Here is a 24,388-nt window from a genome sequence, read left to right on the forward strand (position 1 = left end):
ATCGGCGCATGATCGTGCGGAGCGTGCCCCGGTTCGTGTCGCGTGTGCTGGGCGCCCTGTTCCTGTGTGCCGCCCTGGTGGGCGTCGCGGGGTGCGGCGCGGGCGGCGGGCGGCCGGCCGCCACGGTCCCGACGACCGCCGCGACCGCCGCGGCCTCCGCGCCCGCCGCCGCCACGCCCGGCTGGGCCGCGGGGATGGCCACCGTGCGGGAGGCGCAGCTGCCGCCGCAGGCCCGGGACACGCTGGCGCTCATCGACAAGGGCGGGCCGTACCCGTACCGGCAGGACGGGACGGTGTTCGGCAACTTCGAGAAGGCACTGCCGCGGCAGCAGCGCGGCTACTACCACGAGTTCACCGTGAAGACCCCGGGGTCGCGCGACCGGGGGGCGCGGCGGATCGTGACCGGGTCGGGCGGGGAGTTCTACTACACGGACGACCACTACAAGACCTTCGAGGCGGTTCTGCGATGACCCTGGACCCGCAGCCGCTCGCCCCGGCCCTGGCGGCCGCCGAGGAGGCGGGCTGGACGACGGTACGGCTGGACCTGGACGGCGTACGGAGCAAGACGGAGCTGATGACGCGGTGCGCGGCGGCGCTGCGGCTGCCGCCGTGGTTCGGGCGGAACTGGGACGCGCTGGCGGACTGCCTGATCGACCTGTCCTGGCTGCCGGCGGCCCCGGGCCGGCTGATCGCGGTGACCGCGTGGCGGGGATACGCGCGGGCGCGGCCGGCGGACTGGGAGACCTTCGAGGAGATCCTGGAGGAGGCGGTGGAGTTCTGGCGCGAGCAGGAGGACGGCGGCCCGCTGGAGGTGCTGCTCGCCGACCCCCCGCGCCGCCGCCCGGACACCACCCCGTAGGCGTCACCCCGTAGGCGTCGTACGGTGCCGCGGCGCCCGCGGGCGCCGACGCCGGACGGGCCGCGCTCGGGCGCCGACGCCGGACGGGCCGCGTGCGTGGGCGGACCGTCCGGCGGGGCGGGCGGGGTGTCAGTCCGCCTCCGGGATCCAGGGCGGGGTCTGGCCCCAGGACCACACGGGGACGTCGGCCGCGTCGACCGGCGGCGGATTCTCGCCCGAGTAGATCAGGGCCATACGGGTGCCCCACTCGATGTAGTAGACGAAGACGGCGCGGAACTCCGGGTCCGTCGGGAGCCCGACCTCGTCCGCCGTGTCGAGCAGCAGGTCCACCCAGCGGCGGCGCTGCTCCTCGGTGATGCGGCGGCCCAGGTGTCTGGTGGCCATGTGCTGGTGGCCGCCGTGGTGGGCCGTGTAGTCGGCCGGGCCGCCGAAGACCTCGCCGAGCCAGGCGGCCACGTGCCGGGGGTGTCCCGGGTCCATGCCCGCGAAGACCGGGGCCAGGACCGGGTCCGCCAGCGCGTGGCCGTAGAAGGCGTCGGTGAGACGGTTCAGCGCCTCCGCGCCGCCCATCCACGCGTAGATGGTGGGAGTGGTGCCGTCGTTCATGGTCAGCGGGAAGCCTTTCCGGTGCCGGCGATGCCGGTACCGAGGTAGTGCTGCATCTCCTCGATGGCCGTCACGTACGGACGGATCGCGCTGAAGAACGCCGGGAAGTGCTCGCCCTTGCGGAAGCCCTGAAGGTGGTCCTCGATCGAGGTCCAGCGGATCCGCAGGATGTAGCGCTCGCGCTCCTCCTCGCAGCGGGTCAGCTCGTAGTCGAGGCACTCCGGCGAGGCCGCGAGGGACTCGGCGGCCCGCCGGTACGCCTCCTCGAAGGCCTGCTGGTCGTCTAACGCGATCCGGTAGCGGATGTACTCGACGGTCGTCGCGCTGGTGGTCATGGTCTGCGTACCTTTCCCTGGAGACGGGGGCGTTCGCGGCTACCCTTTCCGCGCCTCGCCCGTGGACGCGCCCGAATTCCCCTACTCTGCCCCGGACTTCCTGGAGTCGGGGCCGGATTCCGGTGACGCGCCGCCCGGATCCGTCGGCTCGGCGGCCGCGCCGTTGCCGGTGCCGGCCAGGTCCGGGCCCTGGGCGCGCACCTGCTGGACCTGTTCCAGCGAAGAGCGCAGGTCGGCCAGCCAGGTGTCGGCGTTCCGCGACACCAGGCGGACGCACCAGGCCAGGGCGTCGGCCCGGCTGCGCGCGGCGCCGCCCGCGACCAGGGTGTCGAGGACCTGGCGCTCGGACTGGCGCAGCCGGGTCATGACCGGCACGGCGAGGTGCGTGAAGAGGGTGCGCCCGCCCTCGCCCTGCACGCCCCACGCGACCTTGCGGCGGTAGAGGCCCTCGGCCTCGCGCGCCACCTCGATGCGCTGCTCGCGGGTGCGTTCCCGGAACTCCTCGACGGACTCGGCCGCGGGGATCCGGCCGACGACGGTGATCTCCTCGCGGTCGACCACCACCTCGACCAGTTCCTCGTAGACGTCCACCGGCAGGCGTTCGGCGAACCAGCCGCGGAGCTGCTCACGCTGTTCGGCTGTAATCATGTAATCAACGTTGCATCCGTGCACCCCTTGATCGCAAGGGGTGCACGGACCCGTACCGCCGCGGGCCGGCCGAGACCGAGGACGCGATCTGCCAGCGGGCCGTCATGTACCCGGGCGTCCGGCCGGAGCACGCGTTCGGGACACTCGTCGTCCGCGATGGCCGGAACTGGTGCCGGACCGCGGGATCCGGCGGCCGGCGGCCCGTATCTGGGTAGCGTGTGCGGGGAGGGCGAGGAGAAGCCGCGCCCTCCCCGCCGGCGCCGGAACCGGCGCGTCCGGCCCCCGGTCGAACACCGGGCGGCAACCCCGAGGCGAAGGGGAGGTCATGGAATCGGAAACCGGCCGGACAGAAGCTTTCAGTGACGGCGTCTTCGCCGTCGTGCGTCTCCACCGGGTGGACCGGCCGCTGCTCTTCGACGACGACGGGCCCGCCGAAGCGGCCGCGATCCTCATTTTTGGGGAGAGCGGCTCGAGACCGCCGGCGACCTCAGGAAGCAGCCGCCGGGACCTACGGCCGTTCCGGCCGCTCAAGCAGGGTATTGGATCTAGCTGGTCGCGGGGGAGGCGCAGATGACTCGCGTAGTCCTGCCGGAGGAATCCGCCAAGGAGATCTCCGAATCGATCGACGTACTGATGTCCCTGTTCTTCGAGTCCTTACCCCGGCGGGACCAGCGAAACTGGGCCCGCGTATACCTCAACGGCCTCGTGCACACCGCGGGGAAGAAAACCATCCGTAACATTGCCGGAACCGGGGCCAGTTCCGTCGAGCAGAGCCTCCAGCAGTTCATCAGCAAATCCCCCTGGGACTGGACCCCCGTCCGCCGCTCCCTCGCCCAGCACCTCGAACGCACGGCCCAGCGCCCCCTGGCCTGGGTCGTCCAGCCCATGGTCATCGAGAAGGCCGGCGACCGCTCCGTCGGCGTCGGCCGCCAGTTCGTCCCCCAGCTCGGCCGCACCGCCAACTGCCAGCAGGCCGGCGGGATCTGGCTCGCCTCCAGCGGAGCCAGCTTCCCCGTCGAATGGACGCTGACCCTCCCCGGGCCCTGGACCAGCGAACTCCTGCGCCGCCGGCGGGCCGGCATCCCCGACACCGCCCGCTCCCTGACCCCCGCCCAGGACGCCGTGCACGCCGTCCTGCGGATGGCCGCCGGGTGGCAGCTCCAGCGCCGGCCCGTGGTGATGGAGGCCGGCAACACCGACATCCCCGCCTGCGTCGAATCCCTCTCCCTCCAGGACATCCCCTTCGTCCTCAAGGTCGACGGCTCCCTGCCCGTCGCCTTCGGCGGGGCCGGCCGCCACAAGCCCGGCCCCCACACCGCGCCCGCCCGCGAGCTGATCGACTCGCTGCGCTCCCAGCGCCGCGTCGTCGAGTGGACCCGGCACGGGCGCGGCGAGGGCGCCGTCACCCTGCTGACCTCCGCCCCCATCCTCGCCACCCCCTGCGAGGACCGCCCCGACCGGGCCCCGCTCACCCCGCTGCTCCTGGTCGGCGCCTGGACCGAGGCGGCCCTGCTGCCGTCCGAGTTCTGGGTCACCAACATCGGCGACCGGCCGCTCGCCCAGCTCTTCCTGCTCGCCAAGCTCACCGACCGGGTCGCGCTGGACTTCACCGAGGTGTGCGAACCGGCCGGCATCCGCGATTTCGAGGGCCGCTCCTTCCGCGGCTGGCACCACCACGTCACCCTCGCCAGCGTCGCCCACGCCGCCACCCTGCTCGGCGCCCGCGGCCGCGGCGTACCCCACCCGTACGGAGCGGCCGCCCGGCCCACCCCCGCCCGGCCCGCCCCCGTCCTGCCGCCCCGGCCGCTCGTACCCGGCCAGAGCGCCCGCCGCGCCGTCATCCGCTGAGCCCGACGCGGACCGGGCGCTCCGGCCGGCCGTGGACGGCCGCTGCCCGGCGCCCGGCCCCGGCCGGCCGTGGGGCCGTCCGGCGTACGCGACGGCGACCAAGGTCATGGAGGAAAGGACCATCCGGGCCGATATGTCCTGGACGATCGTCCCGGGCCGTGTAAACGCCCGGGCATGGGAGAATGAAGTACGTGCGTTTTCCTCGGCTGCCCTGTCCGAGGGTCACCATCGATCGACTGGGATTTAGCACGTGCGTTTCCTCAATGACCTGAAGCCGCCGTACGACCTGACGTACGACGACGTATTCATGGTGCCGAGCCGCTCGGCGGTGGGTTCCCGCCAGGGCGTCGACCTCTCCTCCCCCGACGGGACGGGGACCACCATCCCGCTCGTCGTCGCGAACATGACCGCCATCGCGGGCCGCCGGATGGCCGAGACGGTCGCCCGCCGCGGCGGCATCGTCGTCATCCCGCAGGACATCCCGATCGAGGTCGTCACCGACGTCATCGCCTGGGTGAAGTCCCGCCACCGCGTGCTCGACACGCCGATCACGCTGGCGCCCACCCAGACCGTCGCCGACGCGCTGTCGCTGCTGCCCAAGCGGGCCCACGGCGCCGGCGTCGTCGTCGACGCCGACAACCGCCCGATCGGCGTGGTCACCGACCACGACCTGACCGGTGTCGACCGCTTCACCCAGCTCTCCGAGGTCATGTCGAAGGAGCTGCTGCTCATCGACGCCGACATCGACCCGCGCGAGGCCTTCAACCAGCTCGACGCCGGCCACCGCAAGCTGGCCCCGGCCGTCGACAAGGACGGCAGGCTCGTCGGCATCCTGACCCGCAAGGGCGCGCTGCGCGCGACCCTGTACAGCCCGGCGGTCGACGCGGACGGCAAGCTGCGCATCGCCGCCGCCGTCGGCATCAACGGCGACTTCGTGGGCAAGGCCAAGCAGCTGCTCGACGCGGGCGTGGACACGCTCGTCATCGACACCGCGCACGGCCACCAGGAGTCGATGATCAGCGCGATCAAGGCCGTGCGGGCCCTCGACCCGAAGGTCCCGATCGTGGCGGGCAACATCGTCGCCGCCGAGGGTGTCAAGGACCTCGTCGACGCCGGCGCGGACATCATCAAGGTCGGTGTGGGCCCCGGCGCCATGTGCACCACCCGCATGATGACCGGCGTGGGCCGCCCGCAGTTCTCCGCGGTGCTGGAGTGCGCGGCCGAGGCCAAGAAGTACGGCAAGCACGTCTGGGCCGACGGCGGTGTCCGCCACCCGCGCGACGTCGCGATGGCGCTGGCCGCCGGCGCGTCGAACGTGATGATCGGCTCCTGGTTCGCCGGGACCTACGAGTCCCCGGGCGACCTCCAGCAGACCGCCGACGGCCGCCTGTACAAGGAGTCCTTCGGCATGGCCTCGGCGCGTGCCGTGCGCAACCGCACGTCGGACGAGTCGGCGTACGACCGCGCCCGCAAGGCGCTGTTCGAGGAGGGCATCTCCACCTCGCGCATGTTCCTGGACCCGCAGCGTCCGGGCGTCGAGGACCTGATCGACTCGATCATCGCCGGTGTCCGTTCCTCCTGCACCTACGCCGGTGCGGGCTCGCTGGCCGAGTTCGAGGAGCGGGCGGTCGTCGGCATCCAGAGCGCGGCGGGCTACGCCGAGGGCAAGCCGCTGCACGCCAGCTGGTCCTGACCTTTCCGGCCCGCCATCCGAGCGAGCCACCCCCGCCCCGAAGCGGCCCGAGCCCCCGGCCCGGGCCGCTTCCGGCGTCGGGGCCGCTTCCGGCGCCCGGGCCGTTTCCGGCGCTCGGGCCGCTCCCCGCGCCCGAGGCCCGGCGGCCCGTGGCCCCACCTGCGGCACGCTGGCGGGCCTGCGCCCGGCGCCCTGCCTGCGGCACCCCTGGCCGGGGCCGCGCCCGGTGCCCCCGGACCGGCACGGCCTGTGGGGTGCCGCGGTGGTGCCCCGACGTCCGGGCCGGGAGGGGCTCGGCCCGTCGGGCTGGGCACGCACCCCCGGCCCCGCCGGCGTTCGCGGCGCGGGGAGCGGGGCGGAGTCCGTGCGGCCCTGGCTCCGGTGGGCGTTGGACTCGGGTCGGGCCGTGGTTCCGGCGGGCCCAGCGCCAGCCGCCCCCGGCACCGGCGGCCTCCAGTGCCGGCGGCGTCCGGCTCCGGCGGGCCGTGGCTCCGGCCGGCCTGAGCGTCGCTGTGGCCGCGGTCGGCCGCTCGCACCCGGTCCCGCCGGGAGGCCGCGGCGGGCGGGGACCGTCCGACCGTCCGACCGTCCGACCGTTCGTCGCACCGTTCGGCCGTCGGTCGCCGGCGGTCAGTTATCCGCCTGCTGGCGGATAACTCCGCGCGTTCCCTCGGCCACGCTCGGGTCAACGGCACCCCACGGCCAGCGAAGGAGCGATCCGGTGACCACCACCCTGACGCGCCGCACCGACGAGCGGGCCCTCGCCCGGCTCCAGAGGGAACACGGCAAGGCCCTCTACGGCTTCCTGCTCGGCCTCACCCACGGCGACCGCCAGCGCGCCGAGGATCTCGTCCAGGAGACCCTCGTACGGGCCTGGAAACATCCCGAGGCCCTGGAGAGCGACCACGCCTCCATGCGCCCCTGGTTATGGACCGTGGGCCGGCGCCTGGCCATCGACGCCCGCCGGGCCCGCCTGGTCCGTCCCGCCGAGGTCACCCCCGAGGCCCTGGAACAGGCGCCGCCCGCCGAGGACGGCATGGAGCAGGCGGTCGCCGCCCTCGACGTCCGCGAGGCCCTGCGCTCGCTCAGCCGTGAACACCGCGCCGTCCTCGTCGAGATCTACTTCCGCGGTGCCTCCGTCGGCGAGGCGGCCCGGACCCTCGGCATACCGCCGGGCACGGTCAAGTCCCGTACGTACTACGCCCTGCGCGTGCTGCGGAGCCGTATGCACGGCTATGACGGCGCCGGCGCCGGCGGTCACGGTCACGGCGGCCCCGCGCCGGTCCCCGCGCCGGTTCCCGCGCCGGCCTGCGTGCCCGTCCCGGCCCGCGTCCCCGCCCCGCCGCGGGCCGCCTGAGCGGCCACCTGCGCGCGCGAGCGGACCTGCAACTTGCCCAGGATGTGCGACACATGGGTCTGCACCGTCCGCCGCGACAGGAACAGGGCCGTGGCGATCTCCGGGTTCGAACGGCCCTCGGCGACCAGCAGCGCCACCTTCAGTTCGGCCGGAGTGAGCGCGTCCCAGCCGTTGGCCACCCGGCGCCGGGCGCTGCGGCTGCCCCGTCGCACCCCCAGCCGCCGCAGCCGCGCCTCCGCCCGCACGATGTCCCAGGACGCGCCCCGCCCCCCGTACGCGGCCACCGCGCGCACCAGCGCTCCCCGGGCCCCCGCCAGGTCGCCCCGCCAGGCCAGGGCGACCGCCAGGTCCTCCAGGAGCTGCCCGTACCGCAGCGGGCGCGCCCCACGCCCGGCGCGCGCCACCGCCCGCGCCAGCAGGTCCGGGTCCTGCGCGAACAGGCCGCGCGAGCGCAGCGCCGCCGTGGCCGGGTCCGGGCACTCCGGGCAGTCCGCGGCCGCGGCGTGGCACGCGGCCACCGCGGCCCGCGCCGCCTGCGTGTCCCCGGCCTCCAACGCCAGCCGGACGATCTCCGACAGCAGCCAGTGCCGGTCGGCGGCGGCCGCCTGCGCGTGGGCACCCGTCAGCGCCGGCAGCAGCTCCCGCAGGGCCTGCCCCGGATCCCCGTCCCGCTCGGCCAGCTGCGCGCGGGCCAGCTGGACGTACGAGGAGTACCGGCAGGCGTTGGGCACCGCGAAGGCGTCCGCCGGCAGCAGGGCCAGCTCCGCCCCGGCCGCCGCCCGCTCGTCGCGGTGGCCCAGGATCAGCGCGCGCACCCCGTGCGCCACCACCGGCAGCCAGGGCTCCGACGTGGGCCCGGCCGCGGCGCGGGCGCCCGCCTCCAGCGCCGTGTCCCACTGGCCGTAGCGGTAGTGGAACTCCGCGATCCGCGCCTCGGTACCGGCGATCCGGCCCGTGGAACGGATCCGCCGGGCCAGCTCACCGGCCTCCTCCAGGGCCGCGGCGACGCCCTGCGGCTCGTCGAGCCTGGTGTGCCCCTCGGCCTGGTTGGACAGCAGCAGCAGCCGGATGTCGTTGGCCCTCGGGCTCTGCCGGGCGCAGTCGACGCCCTCGGTGATGTGCCGCAGCGACGCGGCCTGGCGGCCCAGGTGGAACAGCGCGTAGGCCATGGCGTGGTGGGCCTCCGCCCCGCACACCGGATCGCCCAGCGCCGTCGCGTCCGCGACCACCGTGCGCGCCAGGGCGTACGCCTGCGGTGCGCGGCGCAGATCGGCCAGGGCCAGCACCCGGCAGGCCTCCAGACGTACCCGCAGGGCCGGGTCGGGGAACTCCTCCGCGAGGGCCTGCTCCGACACCGTCAACGACTGCGTCATGTCACCTTGCACCATCAGCGCGGAGACCAGCTTGAAGGCCAGCCCCGCCCGCCTGTCCGGATCCTGGGCCCCCTCGCGCAGACCCGCCAGCAGTGCCACCGACTCGGGCCGCCGCAGCATCAGCGCCGCCTCGGCGAGGTGCTCCTCCAACAGGGGCGGGCCGCCCTGGGCGACGGCCCGCTCCAGCAGCTCGGCGGCCGGCCCCGGCGCGTCCGCGATCAGCTCCGGCGCGGACCGGGCCAGCCAGTGCACCGCCCACGGCTCCAACGGCCCGGCGCCCAGCAGCTGTTCCGCGATCCGGGCCGGCCGCCCGTCCGCCTCGACCAGGGCCCGCGCGCCCTCCTGGTGCAGCGCCGCCCGCAGCGCGCCGGGTACCTGCGCGTACAGGGCGTGCCGCAGCGCCGGGTGGCGGAAGCGCAGCACGCTGCCGTCGTCGTGCAGCAGCCCGGCGGCCAGGGGCTCCTCCAGCTCGGCCCACAGCTCCCGGGCCGGCCGCGCCCGTACGACGACCAGCTCGCCCACCGTGAACTCCTCGCCCAGCAGGGCGGCGTGCCGCAGCGCCCCGTACGCGTCGGGGGAGAGGAACCCGAGCGCCCGCGTCAACGACGCCGGCGGCCCAGGCAACTCCGCAACCCCCACGGCAAGCTCGACGAACCCCCTGGCCCCGTCCGCCCCACGCCCTGCCGTCCCGGCCGTTCCGACTGTCCCGGCCACCCCACGCCCTGCCGTCCCGACCGCCCCGACCGTTCCGGCTGCCCCGCGCGCGGCCGTCCCGGCGGTCCCGGCCGTTCCGGCCGCCCCGCGCCCTGCGGATCCGGCCGCCACCCCCGGAGCCCCGGCGGAGGCCGGTCGGCCCGGCGCGCCGGGCGCTGTGCCCCGGGCCGGTGTGGCCGCGGCCGCGCTCGGGGCCGGCCTGCGTGTCGCCGCCGCGTCTTCGGCCCACGTGCCGGCCGCTGTGCCTCCGGCAGGCCCGGCGGGCGCCGTGCTGCTTCCCGCCGCTGTGCCTCCGGCGGCCGGGCCGGCGGGCGCCGCGCTGCTTCCCGACGCCGCGTCACCGGCCCGTGTGCCGGCCGTCGTGCCTCCGGCCAGCCCGGCGCCGGCCCCCGCACCGGGCGGGGTGGTGAGGGCGCCGCCCAGGGTGGTGAGGGTGCCCGGGGGTACGGTCAGGGCGCCGTTCGCCGCCCAGTGCAGGGCCAGTTCGCGCAGGTAGCGCGGGTTGCCGCCGGCCTGGGCGGCCGCCTCGCGCAGGCGGGGGCCCGGTTCGGCCCCCAGGAGCTCGCGCAGCATCTCCGCCGTCTGCTCCGGGTCCAGCGGCTCCAGCGCGAACGTCCGGCCGCCGAGCTCACCGAGCGCGTGGCACAGCCGCCCCACATCCGGGCGGCGGCTGTCCGCCCGCCGCGCCGCGGCCAGCAGCAGCGGCAGCCGCCCGGTCGCGCGGGCGAGCCGCTGCCAGAGCAGCAGCGTGGCCCGGTCGGCCAGGTGGAGGTCGTCCAGGACCAGCACCAGCGGCCGCTCGGCGCACCACTGCTCGACTTCGGTGACCAGGTGGTCCAGGGCCGCCAGCAGCCCGCCCGGCCCGCTGCCGTCACCACCGTCACCGGCACTGGTCCCGTCGCCGTCGCCGTCGCCCGTCCCGTCACCGGCAGCCGTACCGGCCCTGGCAGTCGCATCGGCCTCGGCCGCCGTACCGGCACCGTCACCGCGGCCCGTCCCGGCACCGGCAGCCGCCCCGCCACCGGCCGCCGCCGCACCACCCCCCGCCACCGGCCGGGCCTGCCCCGCCGTCAGCAGGGCCGTCGCCGCCCGCCGGCGCGTGGGCGGACCGGTGCCGTCCGGGTACAGGCAGTCCAGCGCCGCCCGCAGCGGCAGCCGCGTCGACAGGCCGTCCGCCGCCCCCTGCCGCACCCGGCACCCCAGTGCCGCCGCCTCCGCCGCCAGCGCCCGCAGCACCGTCGACTTCCCGGCGCCCGGTTCCCCCTCGACGAGCAGACAGCCACCGCCGTCCCCGCTCGCCGTACCGCGCACCGTCTCGCGTAACGCGTCATGAAGCTGTTCACGCCCGACCCGCACGTCGGCGATCCCCTCAGCCAGCTGCCCACCGGGCAGTCCGATGGTTTCCCGCCCACACGGCCGGGCGGCCGCCGCGGTTCAGTTCCCGGCCGCCGGACCCGACGAATACACCCCCGCGCGGTACTTGGGGATCCGCATGGTGATCTTCATCCCCGCCCCGACCCCGGTCTCGATCACCAGCCCGTACGCGTCGCCGTACACCTGCCGCATCCGCTCGTCGACGTTCGGCAGCCCGATCCCCGACGACGACCCCGTCCGTTCCCCGGCCAGGATCCGCCGCAGCAGCGCCGGGTCCATCCCGACCCCGTTGTCCTCGATGGTCAGCGCCGCCTCGGAGCCCGCGTCCCGCGCCGCGATCGTGATCCGGCACTCCTGCGTGGAGTCCTCCAGCCCGTGCTTGACCGCGTTCTCCACCAGCGGCTGGAGGCACAGGAACGGCAGCGCCACCGGCAGCACCTCCGGCGCCACCTGGAGCGTCACCTTCAGCCGGTCCCCGAACCGCGCCCCGGCCAGCGCCAGGTACTGCTCGACCGAGCGCAGCTCCTCCGCCAGCGTGGTGAAGTCCCCGTGCCGGCGGAAGGAGTAGCGCGTGAAGTCCGCGAACTCCAGCAGCAGGTCCCGGGCCCGCTCCGGGTCCGTCCGTACGAACGAGGCGATCGCGGCGAGCGAGTTGAAGATGAAGTGCGGGGAGATCTGCGCCCGCAGCGCCTTGATCTCCGCCTCCATCAGCCGGGTCCGCGAGCGGTCCAGCTCCGACAGCTCCAGCTGGACGGACACCCACCGCGCGACCTCCGTCGCCGCCCGCACCAGCACCGCCGACTCCCGCGAGCCGTACGCGACCAGCGCCCCCAGCACCCCGTCCTCGCCCGTCAGCGGGGCGATCACCGCCCACTTCAGCGGGCAGTCCGGCCGCTGGCACTCCGTGCGTACGCTCTGGCTGCGCCCGGACCCCAGCATGTCGGTCACCCGCGCCATCGCCCGCCGCACGTGGTGGTCGGCGCCCGGTCCGTCCCAGGCCAGCACCGACTCCCGGTCGGTCACGCACAGCGCCTCGGTGCCCAGCAGCGACCGCAGCCGCTTCGCCGCCTTGCGCGCGGCGTCCTCCGTCAGCCCGGCGCGCAGCGGGGGCGCGGCCAGCGAGGCGGTGTGCAGGGTGTGGAAGGTGGCCCGCTCCACGGGCGTGCCCAGGTCCAGGGCGCCGGTGCGTTCGCCGCGGTGCGCGTGCCGGCGGCCCAGCGCGAACCCGGCGACCAGCGCCATCAGTACGGCCACCACCGCAGCCGCGGTCAGCCCCGGCCCGCTCATCGCCCGCCCCCGGCTGCCATGGTCGGCCCCCGCCCGCTCATCGCCCGCCCCCGGACACGGTCGCCGGGTGCGCCGTCAGGTCCTCCGGCAGGTGCAGCCGGGTCAGCGTCGCCGCCGTGCCGGGCGGTATCCGCGAGCGGGTCGCCAGCGACACCACCACCATGGTCAGGAAGCCCAGCGGTACCGACCAGGCCGCCGGCCACGCCAGCAGCGTGTTCACCCAGCCCGCCGGCGCCAGCCCGCCCCGGGTCGCCAGCACCGCGCTCAGCGCCGCCCCGCCACCCGTGACCAGCCCGGCCACCGCGCCCGGTGGGGTCAGCCCGCGCCACCAGATGCCGAGCACCAGCAGCGGACAGAACGACGACGCCGACACCGCGAAGGCCAGCCCCACCGCGTCCGCGACCGGCACCGCGGTCGTCGCGATGCTGCCGGCGAGCGGCACCAGCATGGCCACCAGCGCGGCGAACCGGAACGTCCGCACCCCGCGCGTCGGCAGCACGTCCTGGTGCAGCACCCCGGCCACCGCCATGGTCAGCCCGGACGCCGTCGACAGGAACGCGGCGAACGCCCCGCCCGCCAGCAGCGCGCCCAGCAGATCACCGGCGACCCCGCCGACCATCCGCTCCGGCAGGACCAGCGCGGCGGCGTCCGCGTCGCCGGTCAGCGCCAGCTCCGGTGCGTAGATCCGGCCGAGTACGCCGTACACCGGCGGCAGCAGGTAGAACGAGCCGACCAGCCCGAGCACGACAAGGGTCGTACGGCGCGCCGCCCGGCCGTTGGGGCTCGTGTAGAAGCGGACCGCCACGTGCGGCAGCCCCATCGTTCCCAGGAAGGTGGCCAGGATCAGCCCGTACGTCGCGTACAGCCGGTAGCCGCCCTGGTCGCCGGAGAGCGGCTGCGACCAGCTGGACACGCCCATGCCGGCGCCCGGCCGGGTCTGCGGGACCGGCGTGCCGGGCAGGAACTCCAGCCGGGCGTCCGCCTGGACACCGTGCTGCCCGGCGGGGAGGGTGACCACCTCGTCCTCGTACGCCCGCCCGTCGACGTGGCCGGTCACGGTCAGCGTGAGCGGGGCGTCGAGGGAGATCCGTACGTCGTCGGCGAGCGTGACCGCGGTGTGCTCGCGGAAGACGGCGCCCGCGTCGAAGGTGGCGCGGGGGGCGCCGTCGCCGGCCCAGGCGGCGAGCAGGAAGAACGCGGGGACGAGCAGCGCGGTGAGCTTGAGCCAGTACTGGAAGGCCTGGACGAAGGTGATGCTGCGCATGCCGCCCGCGGCGACGGCGCCGGTGACGACGACGGCGACGACCACGCCGCCGACCCACTCGGGCGCGCCGGTGAGGATCTGCAGGGTCAGCCCGGCGCCCTGGAGCTGCGGCAGCAGGTACAGCCAGCCGACGCCGACGACGAACAGCACGGCGATCCGGCGCACGGCCTGCGACTCCAGGCGGGCCTCGGCGAAGTCGGGCAGCGTGTACGCCCCCGAGCGGCGCAGGGGCGCGGCGACGAGGACGAGGAGCACGAGGTATCCGGCGGTGTACCCGACCGGGTACCAGAGCATCTCGGGCCCCTGGAGCAGCACCAGCCCCGCGATCCCGAGGAAGGAGGCGGCCGAGAGGTACTCCCCGCTGATCGCGGCGGCGTTGAGGCGGGGTCCGACGGTGCGGGAGGCGACGTAGAAGTCGGAGGTGGTCCGGGATATGCGCAGCCCGAGCGCGCCGACGAGGACGGTGGCCAGGACGACGACGGTGACCGCGGTCAGCGCGTACGTCTGGTTCACAGGGCGTGTCCTTCGGGGCGGTGGAGGGTGACGGGAGTCTACGCAGCGCCGCCCGCCCCACAACAGCCACGTTTCGGCGAACCCGGCCCAACCCCGAGGCCCCCGCGCCCCGCTCGCCGACGGGTCCGGCCCGGGTACGCGGCGGCGGCGCCGGCGGCCCGCTCGGTGGGCCCGGCTGGCGGGGGCGCCGCCCCCGGGCCCGTTTCGGGACTCGGTTCCGGGGGTACCCCCGGTGCCTCGATCGCCGGGGGCGGGTTCGGGTGCGCGGCGGGGCCGGAGGGTCGCTCGGTGGGCCCGGCTGGCGGGGTTCCGCCCCGGGCCCCTTCCCGGACTCCGTCCGGGGGTACCCCGGCGCCCTCGTTCGCCGGTGGGGCCGGTTCGGGTGCGCGGCGGCGGCGCCGGCGGCCCGCCCGGGCCCCGCCGCGCGGGGTTCCCCCCCGGGCCCTTTCCCGGACTCGGTTCCGGGGGTACCTCCCGCGCCTCGAACGCCGGAGGGGCTTGAAAGGCTCACGCGGTGCTCGAGCGCACGCGCGCGGGGCGCCGTTGAGGGGTTCGGGGGCGGAGCCCCCGCCCGGCCCCGCCGGCGTTCGGGGCGTGGCGGTTCCCTGACTCCGCCCGGGGGAGGGTCCGGGGCGGGGCCCCGGTTTCGGGAAGGGGCGGGGTGGGGGAAGCGGCCCCGCGCAGCGGGACGCCGGCGTCACACCACCGGGTCGCGATGTTCCGCGCAGTCGCGCAGCGCGATTTCCAGCTCCACGTACGACTCCTCGGCCCGCCGGAACGCCAGCGTCAGCGACGCCGCGGCCCTCGGCGGCAGGTGCCGCCGCGACGCCGCGCCCACCTCGTCCAGCACATCGGCCCACCGCGCGGCCGCGCTCCGCAGCCGGGCCAGCAGAACCTCGGCCTCGTCCGGGCCGGCCGGCCGGGTCCGGGGCAGTCCGGTCAGCGCGTCGAGCAGCGCCTGGATTTCGGACATCTCGCTCCTCCCGCCCGGAAGATCCACGATACGGCGGCCCCGCCTCGCCGACAGACGCCCGCGACGGCCGGTGCGGCCGATGGCGGGGTTGGAGCGACGAACGGTCCGCCGGACGGTCGTGCGGCCCCGCGGCCGCCGCCGGGCCCGCCGGCCCCGGGAGGCCCGGCAGGACGGGCACGCCCGTCGGGTCCGGGGGCCCGCGGGGTCCGCTGGGCCCGGAACGGCCGCCGGGCCCGGGTGGCCGTATGGGCCCGGGTGGCCCGCCGGGCCCGGGTGGCCCGCCGGGCCTGGAGGCGGCGCCCGCCCCCGTCCGGCCCGGAGGACCCGCAGCCCGTCGCGCCCGCCGCGCCCGGTGTACGCGGTCGGCGTGGGGTCAGCCGGTGGCCTGGCGCATCAGTAGGTCTCGGAGCTCCCGCGCGTGCCGCCGGCTGACCTGGAGCTCCGCCGACCCCACCCGCACGCTCGTCGTCCCGGCGTCCAGCCGCAGTTCGTCGATCCGGCCCAGCGCCACCAGGTGCCGCCGGTGGATCCGTACGAAACCGCGCGCCGCCCACCGTTCCTCCAGCGTCGACAGCGGGATCCGTACCAGGTGGCTGCCCTCGTCCGTGTACAGCCGGGCGTAGTCGCCCTGGGCCTCGACGTACGCGATGTCGGCGATCGCCACGAACCGGGTCACACCGCCGAGTTCGACCGCGATCTGATCCGGTGTCCGGTCCGTGTACGTCACCACCGGGGCCACCGTCGGCCGCAACGGCGGCAGCGGCGGCAGCGGGGCCGGGGACGGGGAGAGCGGCGGCGCCGCCGCTCGCGCCGGGTCCTCCGCCGCCGGCTGCCCCGGCTGCCCCAGCTGCGCGCAGACCCGGCGCACCGCCTCCGCCAGCCGCTCCGGCCGTACCGGCTTCAGCACGTAGTCCACGGCCTTGAGGTCGAAGGCCTGGACCGCGAAGCCCTCGTGGGCGGTGACGAACACGATCAGCGGCGGCTGCGCGAAGCCCGCCAGCAGCCGGGCGATGTCCAGCCCGGTCAGACCGGCCATGTGGATGTCGAGGAAGACGACGTCGATCCCGTCGGCCCCCTCCGGGCCGGTCTCCAGCGCCCGCGTCACCCGCCGCAGCGCCTCCGTGGCGTCCGAGGCACCCTCCGCGCTGCGCACCCGGGGGTCGGAGCGCAGCAGGTACAGGAGCTCCTCCAGGAGCGGTTTCTCGTCGTCCACGGCCAGTACGCGCAGCATGGGACGGAGTCTAGGCGTCCGCCGGGACCCCGCCCAGGGTCGCTTTCACGCCGGGTGGAAGGGCGGCCCAGGCGACCCACGGTGCCGTCCACGCCGCCGTCCCCCGGGATTGCGCGGCCCCCTAGGGGAGGGGTGAAGGGGGCCGCGCGGTCATGAGGGGCGTCGTACCGGCTACTGGGCCGTGATCAGCTTGCCGTCGGGCGACACCGCGTACCACGTCCCGCCCACGCCCTGCCCGTTGATGTCGCCCGGCTTCTTGTCGTTGGCGAACGTGTAGACCGGCCAGCAGTCGATGGTCTGCTGCTTCTTGCCGTCCGGACGGTCCAGCACCAGGTAGTTCTTCTGCGTGATGCCCTTGGTGTTCGCCTTGTCCACCGGCTCCACCACCGGCCACTTCACCAGGCAGTCGCCCACGCACTTGGACACCATCGGCCACGCGGTGTCCGGCTTGAACCGGTAGACCGTCATGCCGTTCTTGTCCACGACGTGCTCGCCCAGCTTCGGGTCCTTGCGCACCGACAGCCCCGGCTGCCCGGCCGGCGCCTCGCCGCCGGCGCCACCGGCCGCCGCCTTCTCCGCCTTCTTGCCGTCGGGCGCGAGCGCGAACCAGGTCCCGCCGACGCCCTGCCCCTTGGTCTCGCCCGGCGCGATGTCCTTCGCGAAGCGGTACGCCGGCCAGCCGGCCACCGTCAGCTGCTTGCTGCCGTCGGTGCGCACCACCTCGCCCAGCAGCGCGGCGTCCATGCCCGCGGCCGCCTGCACGTCGCCCGCCGGGACCGGCGGCCACGCCTTGGCGCAGTCGCCGTCGCAGTTGGACTTCGGCGGCTTCGCCGTGTCCTTGTCGAAGCGGTACAGCGTGAAACCGGCGCCGTCGGTCAGGACCTGCCCCAGCGTCTCGTTCTGCGCGATCTTGAGCTCGCCGCCCGCCTTCGCGGCCCCGGCCCCGGCGTCGCCGGAGCCGGCGCCGTACCCGTCGGCCGCGGGAGCCTCCGCGGGAGCGGCGGCTCCGGCGCCGACCGCCTTGGCACCGTCACCCGCCCCGTCCTTCGTGCCGCACGCCGTCGCCGTCAGGACGACGGCGATCGCGACGGCCGCGAGGGAAGTTCCGCGCATCTTGCTCATGTTGATCTCCCACGTGTGATCCGTGTCGCCGCGCCGCCAGGGGGCGGGCAACTGTGTGGAAGACACGCCCTGTTGGACGGGATCTGTTCAACGCCGCCGGTGTGGGGTGGTTCACTCACCCGCCGGTGAACCCGGCCCGCCGCAGCGCCGTGGCCACAGACAGGCCCAGGATCTCGTGCCCCGCGTCGTTGGGGTGCAGCCCGTCCGCGAGGTGCTCCGGTCCCAGCAGGTCCCGGCCCGGCAGCAGCGCCAGCCGGCCGTCCCCGGCCGTGATCCGGTCCGTCACCGCCCGCTCCATCGCGTCGCGCAGCGCCCCGAGCGTGGCCCCCAGCTTGTTGGGGGTGCGCTCGGCGTCGGGGCGCAGCACGGGGGAGAGCAGCAGCAGCGGGGTGCGCGGATGCCCCTGGCGGACCAGTTCGACGAACGCGCGGGTGGTCTCGTACAGCAGCGGCGCCGAATACGGCACCCGCGACCAGCAGTTGGTGCCGAACGCCAGCGTGAGGACATCGGCCGGCAGCCCCGCGAGCTGCTCGGCGACGGCCAGTTCACCGCGCGCGGCCCCCGCATAGCCGAGGTTGACGGTGTCCCAGCCCAGCGCCCGGCCGGCGACCGCGGGCCAGCCGTGGGCCGGACGGGTCGACCACCACCCCTCGGTGATGGAGTCGCCGTGCACCACCCAGCGCGGGGCGGCCGGGGCGGGCGCGACCGGGCCGCCCATCCCGCGCACCCCGAGGATGAGCGGGGACTGGGTCTCGGGCGGATGCACGGTGTACGGGCCGCGGCCGGGCGGCAGCGCGATGCGGACGACGGCCTCCGGGGCCGGCTCGGTGATCACCTCCGTGACCAGCCCGGCCCGGTCCCACAGCGCGAAGGCGTGCGCGAGGTCGCGCAGCGCGTCGGTGGGGCCGGGCACCGTCGCCCGGTAGCGGATCTCCACCGCGTACGCCGGCGGGGGAGCGGTGAACTCCAGCCGCACCCCGATCGGCAGGGTGGCCCGCTCCCCGGTGTCCCAGGGCAGCCGCATGGTGTCGGCCGGGTCGGCCCGTACCGCGCGGCCCTTGTCCAGCCAGGCCACCCCGCGCAGGAACGGTCCCGGATCCAGCCAGCCTTCGTCGCCCTCGCTCACGTGTCGCCTCCGCTCGACCGTGTTCCACCCCTATCGCGCTACCCCGCGCGGCCCGGTTCCACCGGGTCCGTGGCAGGGGCACGCTGCGACAGATCTGACGAAGTGTCAAGAACGGTGGCGCAGGGTGACCGCGCAGCGATCGATCAACCCCGCGCAACAAACGGCCATCACGGACAGATCCGTGCAACGATCGTGCGCGAATATGCAAGGATGGTGCATTACGGGCGGGAACCCCCAGCCCCTAGGCTCACTCGCTGTACGTGGAGTGGCGAGACCGTCTGCTCGGCGGTCTCCCCTGCACAGGCCTGCACAGGCCCGCTCCTGCTCGGAACCGCTGCGGTCGATGCCTTACCCCCGATCCGCAGTGTCAAAGGAGTCCCCTCGTGCTGGACCACGGCCAGGCGCCACCGCTCACCTCGCGGCCTGCCCACCCGCTGCTTCGCCGCAAGCCCGTCGAGCGCCTCGTCGACGAGGCCGGCCAGGGTGAGGGCGGTGCGCTCAAGCGCTCCCTCACCATGTGGCAGCTGACCATGATCAGCATCGGCGCGACGCTGGGCACCGGCATCTTCGTCGTCCTCGGCGAGGCCACCCCGATCGCCGGCCCGGCCGTCTGGATCGCCTTCATCGTGGCCGGTCTGACCGCCCTGTTCTCGGCCCTGTCCTACGCCGAGCTGGCCGGCTCGATCCCGGTCTCCGGCTCCTCGTACTCGTACGCCTACGCCACCATGGGCGAGCTCGTCGCCTGGATCTGCGGCTGGTGCCTGGTCCTGGAGTACGGCGTCTCCGTCGCCGCCGTCGCCGTCGGCTGGGGCCAGTACCTCAACGAGCTGCTCGACGGCACCATCGGGATCACCATCCCCGAGACCTTCTCCGCCCCGCTGGGCGAGGGCGGCTACATCAACATGCCCGCCCTGGTCGTGGTCCTGCTCTGCATGGTCTTCCTGCTGCGCGGTGCCAAGGAGAGCGCCCGGATCAACTCGATCATGGTCGGCGTCAAGATCGTGACGCTGGTCCTGTTCTGCGTCATCGGCTTCATGGGCATCAAGGCCGGCAACTACACCCCGCTGGCCCCGCTCGGCGTCACCGCCATCAGCACCGCCGCCTCGATGCTGTTCTTCTCGTACATCGGCTTCGACGCCGCCTCCACCGCCGGTGAGGAGGCCAAGAACCCCAAGCGGGACCTGCCGCGCGCGATCATGCTGTCGCTGCTGATCGTCACCGCCCTGTACTGCCTGGTCGCGCTCGTCGCCGTCGGCGCCATGCCGTGGCAGGACTTCGAGGGCACCGAGGCCGCCCTCGCCCAGATCATGGAGAACGTCACCGGGCACGCCTTCTGGAGCATCGTCCTGGCCGCCGGTGCCGTCGTCGCCATCGCCAGCGTCGTCTTCGCCGTCCTCTACGGCCAGACCCGCATCCTGTTCGCGATGTCCCGCGACGGCCTGGTCCCCAAGGCGTTCGCCAAGGTGGACGAGAAGACCGGCACCCCGCGGATCAACACGATCATCGTCTGCGTCTTCTGCGCCGTGCTCGCCGCCTTCATCCCGCTGGGCGAGCTCGCCAACGCCACCAGCATCGGCACGCTCTTCGCGTTCGCCCTGGTCAACGCGGCCGTCGTGATCCTGCGCTACACCCGCCCGGACATGAACCGCACCTTCAAGGTCTTCCTCTTCCCGGTCACCCCGATCCTCGGGTTCGGCTTCTGCGCCTACCTCATGTGGGAGCTGCCGTGGATCACCTGGGCGTACTTCGGTGGCTGGATGGTCGCCGGACTCGTGATCTACTTCTTCTACGGAATGCGCCGCTCCAGCCTGGGTCTGTCCGCGCTGGCGGTGGCGGAGGAACTGACAGATAAGTGATCCACGCCCCGTGCGACTGAACGATCTCGACGAACGCATCGTGCACGCCCTCGCCGAGGACGCCCGCCGTTCCTACGCGGACATCGGCTCCGAGGTCGGGCTCTCCGCCCCGGCGGTCAAGCGCCGGGTGGACCGGCTGCGCGCCGAAGGCGCGATCACCGGATTCACGGTCCGGGTGGACCCGGCCGCCATGGGCTGGGAGACCGAGGGCTTCATCGAGATCTACTGTCGGCACAACACCTCGCCGGACGACATCCGGCGAGGACTGGAGCGGTACCCCGAGGTGGTGTCCGCGTCGACCGTCACCGGCGACGCGGACGCCCTCGTCCAGGTCTTCGCCTCCGACATGCGCCACTTCGAGCGGGTGCTGGAGCGCATCGCGGGCGAACCCTTCGTCGAGCGCACCAAGTCGGTCCTGGTCCTCTCCCCGCTCCTGCGCCGCTTCACCTCGGGCGCCCCGGCCTGAAGCACGCGGCGCCCCTCCGGGCGCACGGGCGCACCGCTCCGGGCCCGTGGACGCACCGCTCCGGGCCCGAGGGCGCACCGCGCCCCCCGGGCCCGTGGCGCGAGCAGTGGCCTCCGGCCCCAGGCGCACCACGCCCCTCCGGGCGGGCGTCCAGAAAAACCGGGTGCGCGTGGCCGGCGCGGATGGCAGCGTCACCCGCCGTGCACCGTGAAACGATCTCCCGCCTCGCCCACACCCACCACCCCATCGCCGCCCCGGTCGGCGACACCGCCGTCGACACGCTGCTGCGCCGCGCCCTCCCGCCCGCCGACCGCGACGCCCGCGTCCTCGACCTCGGCTGCGGCGCCGCCGAGTGGCTGCTGCGGGCCCTCGCCGTGCACCCCGGGGCCCGGGCCGACGGCGTCGACACCTCCGGCGCCGCCCTGGACGCCGCCCGCACCGCGGCCCGCGAGCGGGGCGTCGAGGACCGCCTCGCCCTGCACCACACCCCCGCCGCCGACCACGATCCCGGCCACCGCTACGACCTCGTCCTCAGCGTCGGCGCCACGCACGCCTTCGGCGGCCTCCTGGAGACCCTCGACGCCGCCCACCGCCACCTCGCCCCCGGTGGCACCGTCCTCGTCGGCGACGGCTACTGGGAGCGCCCGCCCTCCCCGGCCGCCGTCGAGATGCTCGGCGCCGGCGCGGACCTGCCCACCACCGTCGACCTGGTCACCCGCGCCGGCTGGACCCCGGTGTACGGTCACGTCAGCACCCGCGAGGAGCTCGACGACTACGAGTGGTCCTGGACCGGCTCGCTCGCCGGCTGGGCCCTGGACCACCCCGGCGACCCCGACAGCGCCGACGCCCTCGCCGTGGCGACCGCGCACCGAAACGACTGGCTGACGACGTACCGCCCCACCTGGGGTTTCGTCACCCTGGTGCTGCGCCGGACAGCCGGCTGATCACGCCCGTACGCAACGAATCGCCGTTGAACCGCCAGAACGCGCAACGAATCGTTCAGTACCGCGCAACATCGGCGCCTTGTTGCGGCCGGACGGCGAACCGTACCGTCTAAGGACCGCACCCCACCTGCCTCAGAGGTAACCATGCCCCCGCTGCGCACCGCACTCCTCCAGAGCTCCGGACGGCTCGGCGACGTCGCCGAGAACCTGAAGGCGCTCGACGAGGCCGCAGGGCGTGCCGCGCAGCGCGGGGCGGGCCTCCTCGTGACCTCGGAGATGTTCCTCACCGGCTACGCGCTGGAGATTGAGGACGTCGCCCGCCTCGCCGAGCAGGCCGACGGCATGTCCGCCCGCGCCATCGGCGACATCGCCCGCCGCCACGGCCTCGCGGTCCTCTACGGCTACCCCGAGCGCGACGGCGAGAGCGTCTACAACTCCGCCCAGCTCATCGGCCCCGACGGCACGGCGCTGGCGAACTACCGCAAGACCCACCTCTTCGGCTGCTTCGAGCAGGACGCCTTCACCCCCGGCGACACCCCCGTCGTCCAGGCGGACCTGAACGGCCTCCGCATCGGCCTCATGATCTGCTACGACGTCGAGTTCCCCGAGAACGTCCGCGCGCACGCCCTGGCCGGCACCGACCTCCTCCTGGTCCCCACCGCCCAGATGCACCCGTTCCAGTTCGTCGCCGAGCAGCTCGTCCCCGTCCGGGCCTTCGAGAACCAGATGTACATCGCGTACGTCAACCGCACCGGCCCCGAGGGCGAGTTCGAGTTCGTCGGCCTCTCCTGCCTCGCCAGCCCCGACGGCACCACCCGGACCCGCGCCGGCCGCGGCGAGGAGATGGTCTTCGGCGAGGTGGACCCGCAGCTGCTCGCGGCCTCCCGCGAGAACAACCCCTACCTGCGCGACCGCCGCCCCGGCCTGTACGCCTCCCTGATCTGACCCCGGCGCACCGCGTCCCCCCGCCGCACCGCGCCACCCCCGCCCGCTTTCCCCTGCCTTCCCCCGCATTACGTGCAAGGAGTCCGCCCCATGACGTCCACGGTGCCCACCACCGCCGTCCCGCACAGCGACGGCCAGCCGCCGATCACCATGTTCGGCCCGGACTTCCCGTACGCCTACGACGACTTCCTCGCCCACCCCGCGGGCCTGGGCCAGGTCCCGGCGACCGAGCACGGCACCGAGGTCGCCGTCATCGGTGGCGGTCTCTCCGGCATCATCTCCGCGTACGAGCTGATGAAGATGGGCCTCAAGCCCGTCGTCTACGAGGCCGACCAGATCGGTGGCCGACTGCGCACCGTCGGCTTCGAGGGCGCGGGCACCGAGGAGCTGACCGCGGAGATGGGCGCGATGCGCTTCCCGCCGTCCTCCACGGCGCTCCAGCACTACATCGACCTCGTCGGCCTGGTCACGGAGCCCTTCCCGAACCCGCTCGCCGAGTCCACCCCCTCGACGGTGGTCGACCTCAAGGGCGAGACCCACTACGCCGAGACCATCGCCGACCTCCCGCAGATCTACCGCGACGTCGCCGACGCGTGGAACGCCTGCCTGGACGAGGGCGCCGACTTCTCGGACATGAACACCGCGATGCGCGAGCGGGACGTCCCGCGCATCCGCGAGATCTGGGCGAAGCTCGTCGAGAAGCTCGACGACGAGACCTTCTACGGCTTCCTGTGCAAGTCCGAGGCCTTCCAGTCCTTCCGCAAGCGCGAGATATTCGGCCAGGTCGGCTTCGGCACCGGCGGCTGGGACACCGACTTCCCGAACTCCATCCTGGAGATCCTGCGCGTCGTCTACACCGAGGCCGACGACCACCACCGCGGCATCGTCGGCGGCTCCCAGCAGCTGCCGCTGCGCCTGTGGGAGCGCGAGCCCGAGAAGATCGTGCACTGGGCCCAGGGCACCTCGCTGTCCTCCCTGCACGAGGGCGCCCCGCGCCCGGCCGTGACCCGCCTGCACCGCACCGCCGGCAACCGCATCACGGTCACCGACGCCTCCGGCGACATCCGCACGTACCGCGCCGCGATCTTCACCGCGCAGTCCTGGATGCTGCTGTCCAAGATCGCCTGCGACGACTCGCTGTTCCCGATCGACCACTGGACGGCGATCGAGCGCACCCACTACATGGAGTCGTCCAAGCTGTTCGTGCCCGTGGACCGGCCGTTCTGGCTGGACAAGGACGAGGAGACGGGCCGCGACGTCATGTCGATGACGCTGACGGACCGCATGACCCGCGGGACGTACCTGCTGGACAACGGCCCGGACAAGCCGGCCGTGATCTGCCTGTCGTACACCTGGTGCGACGACAGCCTGAAGTGGCTGCCGCTGTCCGCGAGCGAGCGGATGGAGGTCATGCTGAAGTCCCTGGGCGAGATCTACCCCAAGGTCGACATCCGCAGCCACATCATCGGCAACCCGGTCACCGTGTCCTGGGAGAACGAGCCCTATTTCATGGGCGCGTTCAAGGCCAACCTCCCCGGTCACTACCGCTACCAGCGCCGCCTGTTCACGCACTTCATGCAGGACCGGCTGCCCGAGGACAAGCGCGGCATCTTCCTCGCGGGCGACGACATCTCCTGGACCGCGGGCTGGGCCGAGGGCGCCGTCCAGACCGCCCTGAACGCGGTCTGGGGCGTCATGCACCACCTCGGTGGCTCCACCGACTCCACCAACCCGGGCCCGGGCGACGTCTACGACGAGATCGCCCCGGTCGAGCTCCCGGAGGACTGACCTCCCCCGGAGCCCCCGTGACGACGGGCCGTCCCCGCGCGAACATCGCGGCGGGCGGCCCGTTTC

At 74.5% G+C, this 24,388-nt stretch carries 20 protein-coding genes; 10 read left to right on the plus strand and 10 right to left on the minus strand.

What is annotated here, in order from left to right; all coding sequences use genetic code 11:
* Positions 1-8 precede the first annotated feature (8 nt).
* Both ACIPXB_RS15460 and ACIPXB_RS15465 read left to right on the plus strand, forming a co-directional pair.
* On the plus strand, positions 9-470 hold the full coding sequence (locus ACIPXB_RS15460) for a ribonuclease domain-containing protein (RefSeq protein ID WP_401449381.1): 462 nt from the start codon (positions 9-11) through the stop codon (positions 468-470).
* Entirely contained in the window at positions 467-859 is a 393-nt protein-coding gene (locus tag ACIPXB_RS15465) for a barstar family protein (RefSeq protein WP_401449384.1), read from the plus strand. Before ACIPXB_RS15460 ends, ACIPXB_RS15465 begins: the two co-directional genes overlap by 4 nt.
* Before the next feature lie 129 nt (positions 860-988).
* On the opposite strand, the gene ACIPXB_RS15470 is transcribed toward ACIPXB_RS15465, so the two are convergent.
* The 3 genes from ACIPXB_RS15470 to ACIPXB_RS15480 form a co-directional block, all read right to left on the minus strand.
* Entirely contained in the window at positions 989-1,465 is a 477-nt protein-coding gene (locus ACIPXB_RS15470; RefSeq protein ID WP_401449387.1) for a group II truncated hemoglobin, read from the minus strand.
* Between the two features lie 2 nt (positions 1,466-1,467).
* Complete coding sequence (locus tag ACIPXB_RS15475) at positions 1,468-1,800, minus strand: putative quinol monooxygenase (protein ID WP_401449390.1); 333 nt, start codon at positions 1,798-1,800, stop codon at positions 1,468-1,470.
* A gap of 81 nt (positions 1,801-1,881) precedes the next feature.
* A complete protein-coding gene (locus ACIPXB_RS15480) occupies positions 1,882-2,448 on the minus strand; it encodes a hypothetical protein (protein WP_401449393.1) in 567 nt (188 codons plus the stop codon).
* 570 nt (positions 2,449-3,018) lie between these two features.
* Between ACIPXB_RS15480 and ACIPXB_RS15485 the strand changes: the two genes are divergently transcribed.
* From ACIPXB_RS15485 to ACIPXB_RS15495, 3 genes are all read left to right on the plus strand, one after another.
* Positions 3,019-4,296 carry an IS701 family transposase gene (locus ACIPXB_RS15485; protein ID WP_401449396.1) on the plus strand — a complete coding sequence of 426 codons (1,278 nt, stop codon included), beginning with the start codon at positions 3,019-3,021 and terminating at the stop codon, positions 4,294-4,296.
* A 250-nt stretch (positions 4,297-4,546) separates the two neighbouring features.
* Positions 4,547-5,989 carry a GuaB1 family IMP dehydrogenase-related protein gene (locus ACIPXB_RS15490; RefSeq protein WP_401449399.1) on the plus strand — a complete coding sequence of 481 codons (1,443 nt, stop codon included), beginning with the start codon at positions 4,547-4,549 and terminating at the stop codon, positions 5,987-5,989.
* 721 nt (positions 5,990-6,710) lie between these two features.
* On the plus strand, positions 6,711-7,346 hold the full coding sequence (locus ACIPXB_RS15495) for a sigma-70 family RNA polymerase sigma factor (protein WP_401449402.1): 636 nt from the start codon (positions 6,711-6,713) through the stop codon (positions 7,344-7,346).
* On the opposite strand, the gene ACIPXB_RS15500 is transcribed toward ACIPXB_RS15495, so the two are convergent.
* The 7 genes from ACIPXB_RS15500 to ACIPXB_RS15530 all read right to left on the minus strand — a co-directional run bounded on the left by ACIPXB_RS15500 (position 7,253) and on the right by ACIPXB_RS15530 (position 18,323).
* Positions 7,253-10,789, minus strand: a complete 3,537-nt coding sequence (locus ACIPXB_RS15500) for a LuxR C-terminal-related transcriptional regulator (protein WP_401449405.1) — start codon at positions 10,787-10,789, stop codon at positions 7,253-7,255. The two genes, ACIPXB_RS15495 and ACIPXB_RS15500, sit on opposite strands and share 94 nt — an antisense overlap.
* Positions 10,790-10,867: 78 nt before the next feature.
* Positions 10,868-12,094, minus strand: coding sequence for a histidine kinase (locus ACIPXB_RS15505; protein WP_401449408.1), 1,227 nt, complete (start codon positions 12,092-12,094; stop codon positions 10,868-10,870).
* 37 nt (positions 12,095-12,131) lie between these two features.
* On the minus strand, positions 12,132-13,871 hold the full coding sequence (locus ACIPXB_RS15510; protein ID WP_401449411.1) for a cation acetate symporter: 1,740 nt from the start codon (positions 13,869-13,871) through the stop codon (positions 12,132-12,134).
* A gap of 697 nt (positions 13,872-14,568) precedes the next feature.
* A complete protein-coding gene (locus ACIPXB_RS15515; RefSeq protein ID WP_401449414.1) occupies positions 14,569-14,844 on the minus strand; it encodes a hypothetical protein in 276 nt (91 codons plus the stop codon).
* A gap of 373 nt (positions 14,845-15,217) precedes the next feature.
* The gene (locus ACIPXB_RS15520; RefSeq protein WP_401449417.1) at positions 15,218-16,075 is read right to left on the minus strand and encodes a LytR/AlgR family response regulator transcription factor; all 858 of its coding nucleotides are present in this window, start codon (positions 16,073-16,075) and stop codon (positions 15,218-15,220) included.
* Between the two features lie 171 nt (positions 16,076-16,246).
* Positions 16,247-17,197 (minus strand): SCO0930 family lipoprotein, encoded by a 951-nt coding sequence (locus tag ACIPXB_RS15525; protein ID WP_401449420.1) that lies wholly within the window; start codon positions 17,195-17,197, stop codon positions 16,247-16,249.
* Positions 17,198-17,312: 115 nt separating this feature from the next.
* Positions 17,313-18,323 carry a GDSL-type esterase/lipase family protein gene (locus ACIPXB_RS15530; protein ID WP_401449423.1) on the minus strand — a complete coding sequence of 337 codons (1,011 nt, stop codon included), beginning with the start codon at positions 18,321-18,323 and terminating at the stop codon, positions 17,313-17,315.
* 383 nt (positions 18,324-18,706) lie between these two features.
* Between ACIPXB_RS15530 and ACIPXB_RS15535 the strand changes: the two genes are divergently transcribed.
* From ACIPXB_RS15535 to ACIPXB_RS15555, 5 genes are all read left to right on the plus strand, one after another.
* Positions 18,707-20,179, plus strand: a complete 1,473-nt coding sequence (locus tag ACIPXB_RS15535) for an amino acid permease (protein WP_401449426.1) — start codon at positions 18,707-18,709, stop codon at positions 20,177-20,179.
* A 10-nt stretch (positions 20,180-20,189) separates the two neighbouring features.
* Positions 20,190-20,645, plus strand: coding sequence for an Lrp/AsnC family transcriptional regulator (locus tag ACIPXB_RS15540; RefSeq protein ID WP_007262967.1), 456 nt, complete (start codon positions 20,190-20,192; stop codon positions 20,643-20,645).
* A 200-nt stretch (positions 20,646-20,845) separates the two neighbouring features.
* On the plus strand, positions 20,846-21,589 hold the full coding sequence (locus ACIPXB_RS15545; RefSeq protein WP_401449429.1) for an SAM-dependent methyltransferase: 744 nt from the start codon (positions 20,846-20,848) through the stop codon (positions 21,587-21,589).
* Between the two features lie 144 nt (positions 21,590-21,733).
* Positions 21,734-22,534, plus strand: coding sequence for a carbon-nitrogen hydrolase family protein (locus ACIPXB_RS15550; protein WP_401449432.1), 801 nt, complete (start codon positions 21,734-21,736; stop codon positions 22,532-22,534).
* Between the two features lie 90 nt (positions 22,535-22,624).
* Entirely contained in the window at positions 22,625-24,322 is a 1,698-nt protein-coding gene (locus ACIPXB_RS15555) for a flavin monoamine oxidase family protein (RefSeq protein WP_401449435.1), read from the plus strand.
* Positions 24,323-24,388 lie beyond the last annotated feature (66 nt).

It is taken from the genome of Streptomyces sp. NPDC090022, assembly GCF_044748145.1.
Taxonomy (GTDB): Bacteria; Actinomycetota; Actinomycetes; order Streptomycetales; family Streptomycetaceae; genus Streptomyces.

Bases quoted from the DNA above. Each gene is read 5' to 3' on its own strand.
- ACIPXB_RS15550 (WP_401449432.1), top strand. From the start codon at position 21,734: ATGCCCCCGCTGCGCACCGCACTCCTCCAGAGCTCCGGACGGCTCGGC.
- ACIPXB_RS15465 (WP_401449384.1), top strand. From the start codon at position 467: ATGACCCTGGACCCGCAGCCGCTCGCCCCGGCCCTGGCGGCCGCCGAG.
- ACIPXB_RS15480 (WP_401449393.1), bottom strand. From the start codon at position 2,448: ATGATTACAGCCGAACAGCGTGAGCAGCTCCGCGGCTGGTTCGCCGAA.
- ACIPXB_RS15475 (WP_401449390.1), bottom strand. From the start codon at position 1,800: ATGACCACCAGCGCGACGACCGTCGAGTACATCCGCTACCGGATCGCG.
- ACIPXB_RS15460 (WP_401449381.1), top strand. From the start codon at position 9: ATGATCGTGCGGAGCGTGCCCCGGTTCGTGTCGCGTGTGCTGGGCGCC.
- ACIPXB_RS15470 (WP_401449387.1), bottom strand. From the start codon at position 1,465: ATGAACGACGGCACCACTCCCACCATCTACGCGTGGATGGGCGGCGCG.
- ACIPXB_RS15505 (WP_401449408.1), bottom strand. From the start codon at position 12,094: ATGAGCGGGCCGGGGCTGACCGCGGCTGCGGTGGTGGCCGTACTGATG.
- ACIPXB_RS15555 (WP_401449435.1), top strand. From the start codon at position 22,625: ATGACGTCCACGGTGCCCACCACCGCCGTCCCGCACAGCGACGGCCAG.
- ACIPXB_RS15515 (WP_401449414.1), bottom strand. From the start codon at position 14,844: ATGTCCGAAATCCAGGCGCTGCTCGACGCGCTGACCGGACTGCCCCGG.
- ACIPXB_RS15525 (WP_401449420.1), bottom strand. From the start codon at position 17,197: ATGAGCAAGATGCGCGGAACTTCCCTCGCGGCCGTCGCGATCGCCGTC.
- ACIPXB_RS15485 (WP_401449396.1), top strand. From the start codon at position 3,019: ATGACTCGCGTAGTCCTGCCGGAGGAATCCGCCAAGGAGATCTCCGAA.
- ACIPXB_RS15520 (WP_401449417.1), bottom strand. From the start codon at position 16,075: ATGCTGCGCGTACTGGCCGTGGACGACGAGAAACCGCTCCTGGAGGAG.